The 16,530-nt window shown below is 64.4% G+C and carries 17 protein-coding genes; 7 read left to right on the forward strand and 10 right to left on the reverse strand.

What is annotated here, in order from left to right; genetic code table 11:
* Positions 1-7: 7 nt before the first annotated feature.
* Positions 8-925, reverse strand: a complete 918-nt coding sequence (locus ACELLULO517_RS11190; protein ID WP_227307446.1) for an outer membrane protein assembly factor BamD — start codon at positions 923-925, stop codon at positions 8-10.
* 64 nt (positions 926-989) lie between these two features.
* Positions 990-1,565, reverse strand: a complete 576-nt coding sequence (locus ACELLULO517_RS11195) for a cob(I)yrinic acid a,c-diamide adenosyltransferase (protein WP_227307447.1) — start codon at positions 1,563-1,565, stop codon at positions 990-992.
* Between the two features lie 170 nt (positions 1,566-1,735).
* Here ACELLULO517_RS11195 and zapE point away from each other — a divergent pair, with 170 nt between their 5' ends.
* Positions 1,736-2,914 (forward strand): cell division protein ZapE, encoded by a 1,179-nt coding sequence (zapE, locus tag ACELLULO517_RS11200; RefSeq protein ID WP_227307448.1) that lies wholly within the window; start codon positions 1,736-1,738, stop codon positions 2,912-2,914.
* Between the two features lie 230 nt (positions 2,915-3,144).
* Here the strand turns inward: zapE and ACELLULO517_RS11205 are convergent, their stop codons facing one another.
* Together ACELLULO517_RS11205 and ACELLULO517_RS11210 are read right to left on the reverse strand one after the other, a co-directional pair.
* Positions 3,145-4,245, reverse strand: a complete 1,101-nt coding sequence (locus ACELLULO517_RS11205) for a glycosyltransferase family 4 protein (RefSeq protein ID WP_227307449.1) — start codon at positions 4,243-4,245, stop codon at positions 3,145-3,147.
* A complete protein-coding gene (locus ACELLULO517_RS11210) occupies positions 4,242-5,108 on the reverse strand; it encodes a UDP-2,3-diacylglucosamine diphosphatase (RefSeq protein WP_227307689.1) in 867 nt (288 codons plus the stop codon). Before ACELLULO517_RS11210 ends, ACELLULO517_RS11205 begins: the two co-directional genes overlap by 4 nt.
* A 255-nt stretch (positions 5,109-5,363) precedes the next feature.
* On the opposite strand from ACELLULO517_RS11210, the gene ACELLULO517_RS11215 reads away from it, so the two are divergent.
* Together ACELLULO517_RS11215 and moaA are read left to right on the forward strand one after the other, a co-directional pair.
* Positions 5,364-5,546 carry a DUF3553 domain-containing protein gene (locus tag ACELLULO517_RS11215; protein ID WP_227307450.1) on the forward strand — a complete coding sequence of 61 codons (183 nt, stop codon included), beginning with the start codon at positions 5,364-5,366 and terminating at the stop codon, positions 5,544-5,546.
* Positions 5,546-6,589, forward strand: coding sequence for a GTP 3',8-cyclase MoaA (gene moaA, locus ACELLULO517_RS11220; protein ID WP_227307451.1), 1,044 nt, complete (start codon positions 5,546-5,548; stop codon positions 6,587-6,589). Before ACELLULO517_RS11215 ends, moaA begins: the two co-directional genes overlap by 1 nt.
* A 60-nt stretch (positions 6,590-6,649) precedes the next feature.
* Here moaA and rpmB read toward each other — a convergent pair whose 3' ends face one another.
* The 3 genes from rpmB to ACELLULO517_RS11235 form a co-directional block, all read right to left on the reverse strand.
* Positions 6,650-6,961: a 50S ribosomal protein L28 gene (gene rpmB, locus ACELLULO517_RS11225; RefSeq protein WP_227307452.1), complete on the reverse strand. Its 312-nt coding sequence runs from the start codon at positions 6,959-6,961 to the stop codon at positions 6,650-6,652.
* Positions 6,962-7,098: 137 nt separating this feature from the next.
* Entirely contained in the window at positions 7,099-7,377 is a 279-nt protein-coding gene (locus tag ACELLULO517_RS11230; protein ID WP_227307453.1) for a hypothetical protein, read from the reverse strand.
* Positions 7,374-9,251 (reverse strand): ABCB family ABC transporter ATP-binding protein/permease, encoded by a 1,878-nt coding sequence (locus tag ACELLULO517_RS11235; RefSeq protein ID WP_227307690.1) that lies wholly within the window; start codon positions 9,249-9,251, stop codon positions 7,374-7,376. Before ACELLULO517_RS11235 ends, ACELLULO517_RS11230 begins: the two co-directional genes overlap by 4 nt.
* Before the next feature lie 131 nt (positions 9,252-9,382).
* Here ACELLULO517_RS11235 and ACELLULO517_RS11240 point away from each other — a divergent pair, with 131 nt between their 5' ends.
* The 4 genes from ACELLULO517_RS11240 (at position 9,383) to ACELLULO517_RS11255 (ending at position 13,827) form a co-directional block, all read left to right on the forward strand.
* Positions 9,383-10,231 carry an NUDIX hydrolase gene (locus ACELLULO517_RS11240; RefSeq protein ID WP_227307454.1) on the forward strand — a complete coding sequence of 283 codons (849 nt, stop codon included), beginning with the start codon at positions 9,383-9,385 and terminating at the stop codon, positions 10,229-10,231.
* Between the two features lie 156 nt (positions 10,232-10,387).
* Entirely contained in the window at positions 10,388-11,371 is a 984-nt protein-coding gene (gene lpxC, locus ACELLULO517_RS11245) for a UDP-3-O-acyl-N-acetylglucosamine deacetylase (RefSeq protein WP_227307455.1), read from the forward strand.
* An 84-nt stretch (positions 11,372-11,455) separates the two neighbouring features.
* The gene (locus tag ACELLULO517_RS11250; RefSeq protein ID WP_227307456.1) at positions 11,456-12,097 is read left to right on the forward strand and encodes a LolA family protein; all 642 of its coding nucleotides are present in this window, start codon (positions 11,456-11,458) and stop codon (positions 12,095-12,097) included.
* A gap of 98 nt (positions 12,098-12,195) precedes the next feature.
* Positions 12,196-13,827, forward strand: a complete 1,632-nt coding sequence (locus tag ACELLULO517_RS11255) for an ABC-F family ATP-binding cassette domain-containing protein (protein ID WP_227307457.1) — start codon at positions 12,196-12,198, stop codon at positions 13,825-13,827.
* Between the two features lie 176 nt (positions 13,828-14,003).
* Here the strand turns inward: ACELLULO517_RS11255 and hisI are convergent, their stop codons facing one another.
* From hisI to sseA, 3 genes are read right to left on the reverse strand one after another with little or no spacing between them, the layout of a single operon-like run.
* On the reverse strand, positions 14,004-14,399 hold the full coding sequence (gene hisI, locus ACELLULO517_RS11260) for a phosphoribosyl-AMP cyclohydrolase (protein ID WP_227307458.1): 396 nt from the start codon (positions 14,397-14,399) through the stop codon (positions 14,004-14,006).
* Positions 14,392-15,609 (reverse strand): cystathionine beta-lyase, encoded by a 1,218-nt coding sequence (metC, locus tag ACELLULO517_RS11265; protein ID WP_227307459.1) that lies wholly within the window; start codon positions 15,607-15,609, stop codon positions 14,392-14,394. Before metC ends, hisI begins: the two co-directional genes overlap by 8 nt.
* Positions 15,599-16,450, reverse strand: coding sequence for a 3-mercaptopyruvate sulfurtransferase (sseA, locus tag ACELLULO517_RS11270; protein ID WP_227307460.1), 852 nt, complete (start codon positions 16,448-16,450; stop codon positions 15,599-15,601). The genes metC and sseA overlap by 11 nt, the downstream gene beginning before the upstream one ends.
* Positions 16,451-16,530: the final 80 nt, after the last annotated feature.

The following is a 16,530-nucleotide window of genomic DNA, read 5'->3' on the forward strand; positions in this document are numbered from 1 at the left end:
TCGAGGATTAGAACAGCCAGCCGAGGAACCCGCCCGAGGATTTGGGCGGCGGCGTGGTGGTCGGCGCGGCGCTCACGCTGCCGGTGGCGTTCGTGGTTTCCGCGTCCGAATCGGCGCTATTCTCGGCGCCCGTCTGGCGGCTGATCACGCCCTGCGAGGCCAGCGCCGAATAAGCGGACTTGTACCAGGTGCTGCCGGGATAATTGAAGGCCAGCACCGCCGTGGTGCGTCGCGCTTCATCCGTCATGCCGAGCTTGAGATAGACCTCGGTCAGACGTTCCAGCGCTTCCGCCGTATGGTTCGTCGTCTGATAGTTGTTGATGACGACCTGGTAGCGACCGATGGCCGCGGCATAAAGATGCTGCTTTTCGTAGAACTTGCCGATGACCATCTCATGCCCGGCCAGCTGATCCTCGCCCAGGTCGATCTTCAGCTGGGCATCACGGGCGTAGGAGCTGTTGGGGAAGCGGTTGACGACTTCCTGCAGCGCCGTAATGGCATCGGTGGTGGTGGACTGATCACGCTGCACGTCCGAGATCTGCTCGTAATAGCAGAGCGCGCGCAGGTAATAGGCGTAAGCGATGTCACGATCCGCCGGATGCAGATCGATATAGCGGTTCAGCGCGCTGATCGCGTCGGTGTAATGGCTGCGCAGATATTCGGTATAGCCGTGCATCAGCTGCGCATTCGTCGCCCAGGGCGAATAGGGCGTGTTCTGCTCGATGTCGTTAAAGTTGTTAACGGCCGCCTGATAGTCCTGCTTCTGAATGGCGTTGATGCCATTATTGTAGACGACCTCAGGCGGCAGATGCGCATTGCGGGTCGAAATCTGGGCCGCTGTCGGGCCAGAATTGAACATCCCGCAGCCGGACAAAGCCGGGGCGAGGATCAGGACGATCGGAAGAATCCGGCGGTGCTGTGACATTGTCGGCGACTTATACCATTCCATGGCTTGCGCGAAGACCCTTAACGCCTTGGGGCGGAGGCCGCTACCGGCTACCGCCGGGAACCCAGGCCACTTCGCGACCCGAACCGGCATTCAGCGCCCGGCTGAGGACGAAAAGGTGATCTGACAGACGGTTGAGATAGCGGATCGCGAGCGGGTTGACGGGTTCCTGGGCGGCCAGTGCTACGACCAGTCGCTCGGCCCGGCGGGTGATGGTGCGGGCGAGATGGGCAAAAGCGGCGGCCGGCGTGCCGCCCGGCAGGACGAAGCTGGTCAGCGGCGGCAGGTCCGCGTTCATGGCCTCGACCTCCGCCTCCAGCCGCAGAATGGCGTTTTCCTCTATCCGCAGACGGCTGCGTGCGGAGGGTTCGTCTCCCTCAGGCGCGCAAAGATCGGCGCCAAGATCGAACAGGTCGTTCTGGATCAGGCCGAGCATGGCGTCTTCCGTCGGATGGTCCGCCGTATGCAGGCGAATGAGGCCGATGGCGGCATTGGCTTCGTCGACGGTGCCGAAAGCCTCGACCCTCAGCGCGTCTTTGCGGACACGCGCCCCCGTGCCCAGAGAGGTCATGCCTTCATCGCCGCCGCGGGTCACCACCCGGTCGATCCGGATCGTCATGCTCTCTCAGGTCCCAATGCTTGGCCGTCCAAAACGCAGCAAGGCCCGGATAGCCTGCCCGCCGGCCGCTGTCACGCGGGCGCGTCATCACTTACGCCCAAGGATGGCGCATCGGCCCTCCGAAATGCTGCATTGTGCGGAGGCAAAAGCCGGATTATGTGCGGTGCGGCATGGATGTGTCCGCACCCGAACAGTCCGTCTTGAGCGGCGCCCCCACGGGGGTCGGGCCGCTGCCCGTCTATCGCTACGTGGTCGCGGAAAAGCGCATCGTGGCGGACCCGGCCCAGGCGGCGGCGGTCGAGCGGCTGCAGGCCCTTTGGACCAAGCTGCGTCATTACGATCCGCCGGCGCGTCTCGCGCGCAAATCCCTGATCGGGCGCTTTCTGCGCCGCAAGCCGGTCGATGAAGCGCCGGGGTCCGAGATCAACGGGCTTTACCTCGTGGGCGAAGTCGGTCGCGGCAAGTCCATGCTCATGGACATGTTTTTCGAGACTTCGGACGTGCCGCGTCGCCGGCGCATCCATTTCCATGCCTTCATGCAGGAAGCCCATGCCCGCGTCTTCGCCTGGAAGCAGGCGAATCCGGGCGGCGATGACCCCATCCCGCCGCTGGCCGACCGCATCGCCGATGAGGCGATCCTGCTTTGCTTCGACGAATTCCAGATCAATGACATTGCCGACGCCATCCTGCTCGGCCGCTTGTTCGAGGCGCTGTTCGAGCGTGGCGTCATCGTCGTCGCCACCTCCAATACCGTGCCGGATGATCTGTTCCGGGGTCAGCCGGGGCGCGACGCCTTCCTGCCCTTCATCGCGGTGCTCAAAAGGCATCTGGATGTGCTGGTCCTGGAGGCACAGCAGGATTATCGGCGCCTGCGGCCTAATACCGATGATACCTGGCACGTTCCGCCCGGCCCGCAATCGCGCGCCAAGCTGGACGCCGCCTTCGCCGAGCTGAGCCGCAACGCAACCGTGAAGCCGGAGCAGCTGCATGTCATGGGCCGCGTTCTGCCCGTGCCGCAAGCGGCGGCCGGCGTCGCGCGGTTCAGCTTCCCTGAACTTTGCGCGCGCAATCTTGGTGCCGGGGACTACCTCGCCATCGCGACCCATTTCCAGGCGGTCATTCTGGACGATATTCCGTTGCTGACGCCTGACAATCACAACGAGGCGCGACGCTTCATCAACCTGATCGACAATCTTTACGATCACCGCGTGAAGCTTATCGCCTCCGCCGCCGCGATGCCGGATCAACTTTATCCGACCGGGGATGGTGCGAAAGCCTTCGAACGCACAGCCTCGCGTCTCATGGAAATGCGGACGGAAGCCTATTTCGCGCTTGCGCATCTGACTTGATTTTTATGGCCGCCCGCGATGACGGGTGGATCCGCGCAACGCGTGCGCGACGACCCAAAACCCTAGAGTCCGTCAGGTTTAGGTAGAAACGCCACTAAATCTGTCGTGCGCGGGCCCCGACCCGCGCATCTACCCGGCGGAGCAAGCAATCGGCCGGCTGGGCGCCGCGGTGGGTAGGTCCGCGCAACAAGTGCGCAGATGACAAATTATCTATTAAAACCTGACAGGCTCTAAGCCCTGAGCCCCTGCGGCAGACGAGCCGTTGTGAAACCCTTCGGTTTCTGAGCGGATTTGCGCGACGCAATGGGCACCAGATTGTTCAGGAACATGGTGCTCGCCGCCGACCAGGAGAAGCGCTCCGCGAAGCGGCGGCAGGCCGAGCGATCGGCCGTCAGCGCCGCCATGGCGGCAATCCGCAGATCCTCGTCAAGCTTGCCCACGGCAGGCTCGACACCGCCCAGGATGTCGCGCGGGCCGGGCACGGGATAGGCCGCCACGGGCGTGCCGCAAGCCAAAGCCTCCAGCATCACCAGCCCGAACGTATCCGTCCGGCTGGGGAAGACGAAGACATCGGCCGAGGCATAGGCGCGGGTCAGCGCCGTGCCGGACAGCATGCCGGTGAAGCGCGCATCCGGGTAACGCCGCTGAAGCCCGGCGCGATCCGGCCCGTCACCGACGACAAGCTTCGATCCGGGCAGATCGAGGGACAGGAAGGCTTCGATATTCTTCTCGACCGCCAGACGGCCGGCATAGAGGAAGACCGGCCGCACCAGCCCTTCCGTCTCCTGCCGCAGCTCGGGCGTGAAGCCGGCCGTGTCCACGCCCCGCGTCCAATGGCAGACATTGGCGAAGCCGCGACCGGACAATTCCTTGATCAGGCTCGGCGTCGCCGCCATGACGGCAGATCCCGCGCCATGGAAGGAGCGGATCCAGCGATAGACCATGCGTTCGGTCCAGGCGCGCGGAAAGGGCAGCCGGGCCGCCACATATTCCGGAAAACGCGTATGGAAGGACGTCGTGAAGGCATAGCGCTCAACCCGCGCCCAGCGCCGCGCGGACAGGCCCAGCGGCCCCTCGGTCGCGATATGCAGCGCGTCGGGCTTGAACTCCCGCAGCATCTTATGCAGCCGCTGGCCCGGCAGCAGGGCCAGGCGGATTTCCGGATAAAAGGGGCAAGGCAGGGTGCGGAAGCGGTCGGGCCCGAAGACCTCGACCTCGATCCCACGGCTGCGCAGCTCGGCCACCAATTGGCCCAGGCTGCGGACCACGCCATTGACCTGCGGATGCCAGGCATCCGAGATGATGGCAACGCGCTGGGGCCAACCCGTCATGCGGGTATCGGCGCGTTCTCGGCCAAGGCATCGGCGACCGGTGCGGCAGCGGTCGCCGGCAAGCGGGCCGGAGCGGCCTCGCGCCGGCTGGCGCGGATGACGCTCGGCCAGTCGATCAGCTCAAAGCGGCCGTCATGATGCTCGACCAGCGCGGTGCAGCTTTCCACCCAATCGCCGGTGTTGAAGTAGCGGGTCTCGCCGATCATGCGCATTTCGGCGTGATGGATATGGCCGCAGATGACGCCGTCCATTTCGCGGTTGCGCGCCTCCTGGGACAGGGCGACCTCGAAACTGTCGATGAACTTCACCGCCTCCTTCACCTGGCGCTTCAGCCAGGCCGAGAGCGACCAGTAGGGGTAGCCGAAATGGCGGCGGCCCCAATTGAACCAGCGGTTGGCGACCAGCGCCACGGTATAGGCATGGTCGCCGAGATGGGCGAGGAACTTGGCGTAGCGGACAACGCTGTCGAAGGCATCGCCGTGAATGACGAGCAGCTTCTCGCCCTTGGCGGTGACATGGACCGCCTCTTCCATCAGCTTGATGCCGGCGATTTCCAGGCCCAGCGGCAGCCAGGCGCGCACCATCTCGTCATGATTGCCGGGGATATAGATGACCTCGGTGCCATGTTTCGCGTGGCGCAGGATGGTGCGCAGCAGCGCGTCATGGTGGCGGTCCCAGAACCAGGATTTGCGCAGCCGCCAGCCGTCGATGATGTCACCGACCAGATACAGCTTCTCGCAACTGGCATCGGCCAGAAACGCGTTCAGCATCTCGGGCTGACTGCCCTTGGTGCCAAGATGCACGTCTGAGACGAAAACTGCGCGGTAAAGCGGAGCCTTCGGCGATTGTGCCTGGTCCCGCATGGCGCGGGCGGCGATATCGTAAGGCATGTCGTTCATGGCGCGACTCGCGATCGATTGTCCGAACACGCATCCGACTAGTCGGTTGAGACCTCACGCCCTAGTGACACTTGGATGAACCACTCAAAACGTCATAATTCCTGCCCTGATAAGGAGGAATTGCGCTTCCCAGGCCCTTGGCCGATGCCGTCGCGCGCCTGTTACCCTTTTGCCGCGCCGCGCGTATAGTTTCCACAGTCGCAAAGGATAACCGCCTAGATGGCGAGCCGCCGATTTCTGTTTGTCGAGCCTGGAGCGTGGGTGCGCCATCCCGGCTGCCCGGAATGGGGACCGGGTCAGGTGCAATCCGTCATCGACGACCGCATTACGGTGAATTTCGAGGATGCCGGCAAGGTGCTGATCAATGCCCGCGTCGTCAGCCTCGAACTGGTGGATGATTGATGGCAAGCCAAGCGCATCCTTTGATCGACCCGTTCGGCCGCGCGATTTCCTATCTCCGCATCTCGGTCACCGATCGCTGCGACCTTCGTTGTGTCTATTGCATGCAGGAACACATGACCTTCCTGCCGCGCGAGGAGCTGCTGACCTTCGAGGAATTGGAGCGGCTGGGGCGCCTGTTCATCCGCCTCGGCACCACCAAGCTGCGCATCACGGGCGGCGAGCCGCTGGTTCGCCGCGACGTCATGCAGCTGATCGCCTCACTCGGTCAGGATATCGGTCAGGACGGGGCTATGGGCGGTTTGCAGGAGCTGACGCTCACCACCAATGGCAGCCAGCTCGCCCGCCATGCGGCGGCGCTGGTGCATGCCGGCATGCGCCGCATCAATGTCAGCCTCGACACGCTCAACCCCGACCGCTTCCGAACGATTACCCGTGGCGGCCGGCTGGAGCAGACGCTGGACGGCCTTCTTGCCGCCAAGGCCGCCGGATTGCACATCAAGATCAATACGGTGGCATTGCGCGGGCTGAACGAGGATGAGATCGACGATCTGATCGCCTGGTGCGGCATGCAGGGTTTCGACCTCTGCCTGATCGAGACCATGCCTCTGGGCGAGACCGGGGAGAACAGGCTCGACCAGTATCTGCCGCTGTCGGTTCTGCGTCCGAAGCTGGAGCGACGCTGGACGCTGACGCGCGAGCTTAAGCCGGAAACGGCCGTCACCGGCATCGCGCCGGGGCCGGCGCGCTATTGGCGGATTGCCGAAACCGGCGGGCGGATCGGCTTCATCACGCCGCTGACCGAGCATTTCTGCGATAGTTGCAACCGCGTGCGGCTGACCTGCACGGGCACGCTGTTCATGTGCCTCGGCCAGGAAGACCAGGCCGATCTGCGCACGCCGCTGCGGGCGGGGGCCAGCGATCAGGATATGGAAATGCTGGTGCGGGACGCCATTGCGCGCAAGCCGCACAAGCATGACTTCATGATCGCGCCTGACGCGCCCCAGAAACAGCTAACCCGCCACATGAGTGTGACGGGCGGCTGATAGCGCGGTTCGTTCAGGCAAACGCCTCTGCTGAAGGCAGAGGCGTCAATCCGTCAGAATTCAGGCGGTCGGGGCGGCGGCAGCGCTCTTGCGGGCGGCGGCGCGCTCAAGGCGACGCTTGATCACCTTCGCTTCGAGCGTCAGGCGGCTCGTGGGCGTGCTGAGCAGGAAGTTGTCGATCCCGCCATTGTGCTCGATCGTGCGCAGGCCGCGCGGCGTGACGCGCAGGCTGATCGGGGCACCCAGGATCTCAGACATCACGGACGCGTCCTGAACATTGGGCAGGAAGCGGCGGCGGGTCTTGTTATTGGCGTGGCTGACATTGTTGCCAGACATAACGCCCTTACCGGTAATTTCGCAGCGACGGGACATAGGAACCTCGACACATCAAACAGGAATTCTCGCGCATAAAACCGTCACGCGGCATCCCGACGGAGGCGGGCTTATGACGAAAGGAGCGCCGAGCGTCAAGCAGCAGCGCCCGATTCTTATCGCCCACCGTGAGGGGGTCAGGCATGCCCCTTCGCGGGCGGATGCGAAAGTTCGGCCATTTCGCCCGATTCCACGCTCGCCCGCGCCTGATCCAGCACCGCCAGCACAGCGCCGCGCGGCAGATTGCCGGACAGCATGCCGAGCGCGCCGCCGAGCAGGGCGGAGGCGATGGAGATCGGGTCGATATGCTCTTTCGTCATATATTCGATCGCCTGATCCACCACCGCGCCGGCATGGCGCAGATTGGGATTGGCTTCCGCCAGACCTTCGAAATCAGGAGGATTGTGGTCGCTCATTCGGTTATTTCCTTTGTCGAATAGGACGAGGCCAAATCTGGCCGGTCCCGCGGACCTTGATCCCGATCGGTGCCAAGGTCAGAGAGCGCCTGCTCGGCGGCAGCCCCCTCCTCCTGTTCGGCTTGCGCCGCCCACATCTTGGCATAGATGCCGCCACGGGCGAGCAAATTCCAGTGGCTGCCGCGCTCTGCGACCTGGCCTTGTTCCAGCACCAGGATTTCATCGGCATCGACGACCGTGGACAGCCGATGCGCGATCGTCAGCGTCGTGCGGTCCCGTGCGATCGCCCGCAACGCCGTCTGGATTTCCTGCTCGGTCTTGGTGTCGAGCGCGCTGGTCGCCTCATCCAGGATGAGAATGGCCGGGTTTTTCAGCAGCGTGCGCGCAATGGCGACGCGCTGCTTCTCCCCGCCCGAGAGCTTCAGCCCGCGCTCGCCGACCTTGGTCTCGTAGCCCTGGGGCAAGGTCTTGATGAAGGCGTCAAGCTGGGCGAGGCGCGCGGCCTCCTCGACCTCGGCCTCACTCGCGCCAGGACGGCCGTAGGCGATGTTGTAGCGGATGGTGTCGTTGAACAGCACCGTATCCTGCGGCACGACCCCGATCACGGCCCTGATGCTGTCCTGGGTCAGATCGCGCAGGTCCTGCCCGTCGATGCAGATGGCGCCTGAATTGGCGTCATAGAAGCGGAACAGCAGCCGCGTCAGGGTGGATTTGCCCGCACCCGTCGGGCCGACCACGGCCAGATTGCCGCCGGCCGGGATCGCGAAGCTGACGCCCTTGAGGATTTCCCGCTCCGGATTGTAGCCGAAACGGACATCCTCGAAGGCGAGAGCGGCGGTGCGGCCCTGCGGCACCAGCGCATGCGCGCCCGGACGATCCGCGATCTCGGCGCCTACGCGCATGAGGCGGAACAGATGCTCGGTATCGACCAGCCCCTGCTTCACCTCCCGATAGACGAAACCCAGGAAATTCAGCGGCGTATAGAGCTGCATGAGATAGGTATTGGCGAGCACGAAGCGCCCGACCGACATATGGCCCGATGCCACGCCCTGCGCTGACAGCAGCATGATGGCGCCGAGCGCGAGCGCGATGATGACGGATTGCCCGACATTGAGCAGGTTGAGCGTTACCTGGGAGCGTACGGCCGCCCGCTCGTATTTTTCCAGCGCCTTGTCGAAACGGCTGATTTCCAGCCTCTCATTGCCGAAATACTTCACCGTCTCGTAGTTCAGCAGGCTGTCGACGGCCTTGGTCTGCGCATCGGCGTCCGAATCATTCATCAGCCGCCGGTAGCGCACCCGGTAATTGGTGAAGACCAGCGTGAAGCCGACATAAAGGGCGACCGCGACCAGCGTCGTCAGCGCATAGCGCCAGCCGAAAATGCGCCACATGATGATCGTGACAAGGGCCAGCTCGAACAGCGTCGGCACGATATTGAAGACGGCGAAGCGCAGCACCTGTTCGATACCCGTCGTGCCACGGTCGATGGCGCGGGACAGGCCGCCGGTATGCCGATCCAGGTGGAAGCGCAATGACAGCTTGTGCAGATGCTCGAAGGTCTGGGACGCGATGCGGCGGACGGCGCGCTGCTGGACGGCGGCAAAGACCGCGTCCCGCAATTCGGCGAAAGCACCGGAGGCGATGCGCAGCAGGCAATAGCCGATGATCAGCGCGACGGGGACAGTAATGGCGGCAGCGGCTGCCCCATTGCCAAGCGCATGCGCGCCCTTGGGCGCCAGATGGTCCACGGCCTTGGCGTAGAAGATCGGGATATAGACGGTCGCGACCTTGGCCAAAATGAGGAGAGCGACAGCCGCCACCACCCGCATACGGGCCATGGTATCGCCCGGCGGCCAGAGGTAGGGAAGAAGCATCCGCAGCGTATGGGCAGTGGTCGCGGTCTCGCCGGCCGCTGCCGCACCTTGACCTACGGGATTAGATGTCGGGGCATCGGCCATGGCTCGCATGTGGCATGCGCCCTTCCCCTTGCAAAGGCTTCTTGCGCATGGCTGACAGCGTTGCCGATTTCTTCCAGCGGCATATTACATCTTCGCGTAGCGCGACCTTGCCGGGGGACCGCGTTTTGTTTCGGCTCGGGGATCGCGCGGTCGGCTGGCTTAAGCCCGATTTCGCCCGCGCCCTCGCCCAGACGGCCGGCATCGCGCCCAACCTGGATGGTGGCGTGACCCTGCCCCAGGCCCGCGCGGCCGCGCTGCCGGCTCTGGCACAAGCGATGGGGGAGGCCGGCTGGTTCCGCCTGCGGGGGGAAATGTTCGACGTCCGCGCGGGGGACGAAGGCCCCGCCGTCACCATGCTGGATCGCGGCGCCGTGCCCTCCTTCGGCATCCTCTCTCACGGCGTTCACTGCAACGGTCTGGTGGAGCGCGCGGATGGGCTGCACCTATGGGTCGCCCGGCGTTCGGCCAGCAAACTGCTGGACCCCGGCAAGCTCGACCATATCGTCGCCGGCGGCATCTCCGCCGGCATGGGGGCCGATGACACGATGATCAAGGAAGCGGGCGAGGAAGCCGGCATTCCTCCGGCGCTGGCGGCCCGCGCCCAGCGCGTCGGGCGCCTGCGCTACGATATGGAACGTCCAGAAGGGCTGCGGCGCGACCTGCTCTATTGCTACGACCTTGTTTTGCCGCAGGATTTTACGCCCGTCCCGAGTGACGGCGAGGTCGAAGCCTTCGAGCTTTGGCCCATAGAGCAGGCGGTGGAGGCGGTCCGCACCAGCGATCATTTCAAGTTCAATGTGAACCTTGTGCTGATCGATCTTTTCCTGCGCCGTGATCTTATCGCGCCCGCCGAAGCGGCTCACGCTTTGCGACAGGGATTGGATCAGCCGGCATGAAAGTGTCGTATAAAAACTTTTAAATTCAGCACTTTATCCGGTAACACTGGGCAACAATCATTGACTGGCTGTTGCCATTAATGAATGCTTCTCTGCTCCCCAGATTAACAGAGGCTGTTTTTGGCCTTTCGCTTGGATGAACTGGGGACTGAAGGCATGGATGGACTGCCGGGATATTATACCGAGACGGCAATCCCTGCTGCATCCCGCACGATCCGTAACGCCATCGATTGTTGCGGCGTCGGCCTGCACACGGGGCGCAATACCCGGCTGGTTCTTCTGCCGGCCGCTATCGGCACGGGCATCGTCTTCCGCCGCACCGATGTCGGGATCGAAATCCCCGCCCTTTTCGACCGCGTGCTCGACACCCGGCTTTGCACCAAGCTGACCTCGGCTGAGCGGCCGGACATCTCCGTCGGCACGATCGAACACATCATGGCGGCCCTCGCCGCCCTCGCGATCGACAATATCATCGTCGAGGTTGACGGTCCGGAAGTGCCTATTCTGGATGGCTCGGCCGCGCCCTTCCTGTTCCTGCTCGACTGCGCCGGCTTGGTCGATCTCGCGGCCCCGCGCGAGATGATCGAAATCCTGCGCACCGTGACCGTCACCGACAAGGGCGCGACCGCGACGTTCGAGCCGCTGCCCGCCGGCGGTAGCTGGGTCGGGCTAGACCTTTCGGTCTCGATCGATTTCGCGGCCGGCGCCATCGGCTGCCAGTCCCTCGACCTGCGCCTGACCGAGACAAGCTTCCGTCAGGAACTCGCCCGCGCGCGCACCTTTGCCCAGGCGCATGAAATTGATCAGCTGCGCGCCGCCGGCCTTGCCCTGGGTGGCAGCCTGGACAATGCCGTTCTGATCGACGGTGAAGATATCGTGAACCCGGCGGGCCTGCGCATGAGCCACGAGTTCGTCCGCCACAAGGTGCTGGACGCGGTGGGCGATCTGTCGCTGGCCGGCGCCGCGATCATCGGCCGTTTCACGGGTGACCGTTCGGGCCATCGCACCAACAACCTGCTGCTGCGCGCGCTGTTCGCGGATCCCGCCGCTTTCCGCCGTGTCACGGCCGGCGGCATGATCAGCCGCAGCTATGGCAGTGCTATGCAGATGCCGCTGGGAATTGCGGCCTCCGCCGCCTGAGCAGCGGCTACCCAACAATTCCTTAATCCGGCTGACACCGGAAACGACTTCTCAATTGGCCCTGGCGATGCCACATCCGGTGCCATGAACCGTCGTATTCTTCTCGCTGCTCTACCGGCCCTCGCTCTGACGCTGGCGGCCCTGCCGTTTGGCGGGGCGCATGCGCAATTGGTATCTGCCCCACCCTCGACCCCGCAGGATCAGACCGATATCGCCGCCATTCAGACCTATCTGAACGGCGTGAAATCGCTCAAGGCGCGCTTCCTGCAGGTCGATGCCAGTGGCAATTCCATCGGCGGCAATGTCTGGATGATGCGGCCCGGCCGCATGCGGTTCGAATATGATCCGCCGGACAAAATGTTGCTCGTCGCGGGTCACGGCTTGCTTGTCTATTATGACCCGGCTGTGAAGCAGACGACGAATATCTTCCTCTCCTCGACCCCGCTCGGCCTGCTGCTGCAGGACAATCTGAAACTGTCCGGCGACGTCACCGTCACCGGCATCGCCCGTGCCAAAGGGCAGATCCAGCTCACGATCATCCGCACCGGCAAGGAAGGGGCGGGGTCGATCACGCTGATTTTCGCGACCGACCCGATGACGCTGCGCAGCTGGATCATCCGCGACGCGCAAGGTCGGCAGACCCAGATCAGCCTCTATGACGTGACCTATGGCGGCGATTACCCGAACAGCATGTTCACCTTTGTGGGCCCGCAATTCGAGCACTAAGCAGCCGCGCGCAGAAACCGATATTGCGCTGCGGCAAAAGCCTGTAGGGGAACCAGCTTCGGCCAAGCTTGGCTTCCCCCTTCCCGGCAAATTTCGACATGATCAAGATTGACGGCCTTATCTTCAACGCCTGGGGACGACGCTTTTTCGACCGGGCGTCCGTCACCCTGCCCGTCAATGCCAAGGTCGGCCTCGTCGGCCGCAACGGCGTCGGCAAATCGACGCTGTTCAAGCTCATCCTCGGCTCATTGCAGGCCGATAGCGGCGAAATCGTCATCCCCCGCGCGGCTCGCGTCGCGGCGGTGGACCAGGAACATGCGGCGACCCCGATCTCCCTGCTGGAAACGATCCTCGCCGCCGATACCGAACGTGACGCGCTCAATGCCGAGCTGGAAACGGCAGAGCCCGAGCGAATGGGCGATATCTATGGCCGGCTGATCGAAATCGACGCCGACCGCGCGCCGGCCCGCGCCGGCGAAATTCTCGGCGGTCTCGGCTTTTCGATCGAGGATCTGGACCGGCCGATGGCCGAATTCTCGGGCGGCTGGCGAATGCGCGTGGCCCTCGCCTCCGCCTTGTTCGCCCAGCCCGACCTGCTGCTGCTCGATGAGCCGACCAATTATCTCGATCTTGAAGGCGCGCTTTGGCTGGAAGCGCGGCTGCAGAAATACCCCTATTCCGCGCTCATCATCAGCCATGACCGCGAATTGCTGAACAATTCCGTGCAGAACATCCTGCATGTGAACGAGGGCAAGCTCGACCTCTATACCGGCGGCTATGATGATTTCGAGCGCCAGCGGGCCGAGAAGCTGCGCCTGCAAGCCTCGTCCCGCGCCAAGCAGGAAGCCGAGCGCGCGCATCTGCAAAGCTTCGTTGACCGCTTCCGCGCCAAGGCCAGCAAGGCCGCGCAGGCGCAGTCGCGCATGAAGCGCCTCGCCAAGCTGGAACCCATCGGCGAGACGATCGAGGAGCGGGTCGCGCCCTTCATGCTGCCCTCGCCCGCGCGGCCCTTGGCGCCGCCGCTGATGCGGCTGGAAGGGGTCGATGTCGGCTACGGCGAGGACCCGCCGATCCTCAAAGGTCTCAACCTCCGGCTCGATATCGACGATCGTATCGGGCTGCTGGGCGTGAACGGCGCCGGCAAATCGACCTTCGCCAAAATGGCGGCCGGCGCGCTCGCGATCCGCTCAGGCCATATGCAGCGCGAAGGCCGCATCAAGGTCGGCTGGTTCCACCAGCATCAGATCGAGGCGCTGGACCCGGACGATACCCCGCTTGAGATCATCAGCCGCACTTTGCCGGAGATCAGCGAATCCGCCCGCCGGTCCCGCTTGGCGCAATGGGGCCTGGCGCGTTCGAAGCAGGAGACGACGGTCTTCGACCTGTCGGGCGGAGAGCGGGCGCGGCTATTGCTCAACCTCGTGGCCCAGGCCGCGCCGCATCTGCTGATCCTCGATGAGCCGACGAACCATCTCGATATCGACAGCCGCCGCGCGCTGCTGGATGCGTTGAACGAGTATGAGGGCGCGGTGATCCTCATCACCCATGACCGGTCGCTGATGGAGTTGGTCGCCGACCGGCTTTGGCTGGCGGCCGACGGCACGGTCGCGCCCTTCGACGGCGATATGGACGATTACGCGAAATTCGTGCTTGAGCGGGCGAAGGGTGGCGCGGCGCCAACGCAGATCGCGCGCGAAGGCAATAGCAAGAAGAAGAAAAAGAAGGGCTGAATCGTCATCCGCGTGCTGGTCACGCGGACCCACTCATCGTGGCGTTTCGGCGGCGGCCCCTTCTATGGTCGTCCCCGCGCTTGTCGCGGGGATCTACCCAGCGCGGCGCCCTGACGGTGTTCGCGCGCCAAAGCGGGTAGACCCGCGGAACGAGTCCGCGGGCGACTAAAATGCAATCAGCTGCGATACAGCGCGTCCGGCGACACTTCCGGCGCGGCGATCTCCACCAGCCCCTCGGGCCGGGCGGCGCGGTAGAAGCAGGACCGCCGACCGGTATGGCAGGCGACGCCGGTCTGATCGACCAGCAGCAGCAAGGCGTCACCGTCACAATCCAGGCGCAGATCGACCAGCCGCTGGGTCTGGCCCGAGCTTTCGCCCTTGCGCCAAAGCTTGCCCCGGCTGCGGCTGAAATAGCAGACGCGGCGGGTGGCCAGCGTCTCCGCCAGCGCCTCGGCGTTCATCCAGGCCATCATCAGCACTTCGCCGGTATCGTGCTGTTGCGCGATCGCGGCCACCAGCCCGTCCGCGTTGAAGGCAACCTCCTTCAACACGGCGTCGATGTCGTCAGCCACCTGTGACCTCATTCAGCTTCGCAAAGCCGCGTTCCAGATCGGCCTTGATATCGGCGACGTCTTCCAGGCCGATGTGAAGCCGCATCATCTCGCCACCGAACTTACCGGTGCCGGCCGTGCGCTGGATGGTGCCGGAGGTCGGCAGGATCAGGCTCTCGAACCCACCCCAGGACGCGCCGATACCGAACAGCGTCATGCCGTCGATCATGGCCCCGACCGCATCGACGCCGTGATTGGGCTTCAGCACGACGCCGAACAGGCTGGACGCGCCGGTGAAATCACGCTTCCACAGCGCGTGGCCCGGGCTGTCCGGCAATGCCGGATGCAGGACGCGCAGCACTTCCGGCCGCTCGGCCAGCCAGTTTGCCACTTCAAGCCCCGCCGCCATCTGGTGCTTCAGACGCACGCCCAGGCTGCGGATACCGCGCAGCGCCAGCCAGCAATCATCGGGGCTGGCATATTGGCCCAGCGCCATGGAAGCGTCGCGCAAGCGGTGCCAATCGCTCTCATCCGCGACCGTCACGGCGCCGAGGATGATATCAGAATGGCCGCCGATATATTTCGTCGCCGCCTGGATCGAGACATCGACGCCATGGCGGAAGGGCTGAAAGAAGTGGATGCCCCAGGTATTGTCCATCAGCACGCGGGCGCCATGGGCATGGGCGACGGCGGAGAGCGCCGGCACGTCCTGCACCTCGAACGTATGGCTGCCGGGGCTTTCCAGAAACAGAACGCGGGTCTCGGGGCGCATCAGCCCTTCCAGGGCCTCGGGCGTGATCATCGGGTCGTAATAGGTCGTCTTGATGCCAAGACCGGCCAGCATGCCGTCGCAGAAACGGCGGGTCGGGCCATAGACGCAATCCGGCACCAGCACATGCTCGCCCGTCTTCAGGAAAGCGAGCAGCGGCGTCGTGATGGCCGAAAGACCGGAGGAGACGATCTGGCAGCGGGTGCCGCCCTCGATCTCCGCGATGGCGTTTTCCAGCGCGAAATGCGTCGGCGTGCCATGGGTGCCGTAGACCATCGCCTGTTCGTTCCGCAGGCTTTCCACGCTCTTGCGATGCGCGAGATCGGGATGCAGCACGGTCGATCCGCGAACGACGGCGGTATTGACGAAGCCATGGGCCCGCGCACCTGGGCGCCCGACCTGCGTCAGCCGCGTCGCGAAACGCGTGGTCTCTGAAGTCTCGTCCAGTCGATCATCCGGCATCGGTTGCAGCTTCCACTTGGGTATCGGGGCGGCCGCCCCATTCCGTCCAAGAGCCATCATAAAGCGCGCCTTCCGGCAAGCCCGCGACGGCGAGACCCAGCGTCAGCACGGCCGCCGTGACGCCGGTGCCGCAGCTGGTCACCACCGGTCGGCTGCCATCCGCGCCCTCGGCCACGAAGCGCGCGCGCAACTGATCAGGCGGCAGCATGGTGCCGTCGGCCGCCAGCAGCTGATTGAAGGGAATATTATGGGCGCCGGGCATATGGCCGCCGCGCACGCCGGCCCGCGGCTCGGGCGCTGTCCCGGCAAAGCGCCCGTCCGGACGCGCGTCGAGGATCAGCGCCGAACCGTCCTCCACGATCGCCTTCATGGCGGTAAGATCGCGGACCAGGTCAGCGCGCTCAGCCGGCGTGAAGACCGCCGCTATCGACGCAACGGGCGCGGAGGTGTCCAGCGGCCTGCCTTCGGCCCGCCATTTCGGCAATCCGCCGTCCAGCACCGCCGCCCGGTCATGGCCGAAGACGCGCATCATCCACCAGCCGCGCGCGGCCGAAAACAGCCCGAGCTGATCGTAGAAGATGATCTTGGCGGCATTGGATATGCCCAGACGCCCCATGTGCTCGGCCATGACCCCCGGTGAGGGCAGCATATGCGGCAGGTCAGACGTCGCGTCCTTGATGGCATCGATATCGAAGAAACGTGCGCCGGGAATCCTTGCTTCCGCGAACAGGCCAGCCGCATTGCGCGGGTCGTTCGGCAGATAGAAAGAGCAATCGCAGACGACGATATCCGGATCATCCAGATGGTCGGCCAGCCAGTCTGTCGTCACGATCGGCGTCATGTCGGTCTCCGTCTTAGAGCCCGGCAGTCTCTACCCGCTGACATCCTGCGACAAGGCCAGGGCTGCGTGACAGGTCCGGG

It is taken from the genome of Acidisoma cellulosilyticum, assembly GCF_020621385.1.
Lineage (GTDB): Bacteria > Pseudomonadota > Alphaproteobacteria > Acetobacterales > Acetobacteraceae > Acidisoma > Acidisoma cellulosilyticum.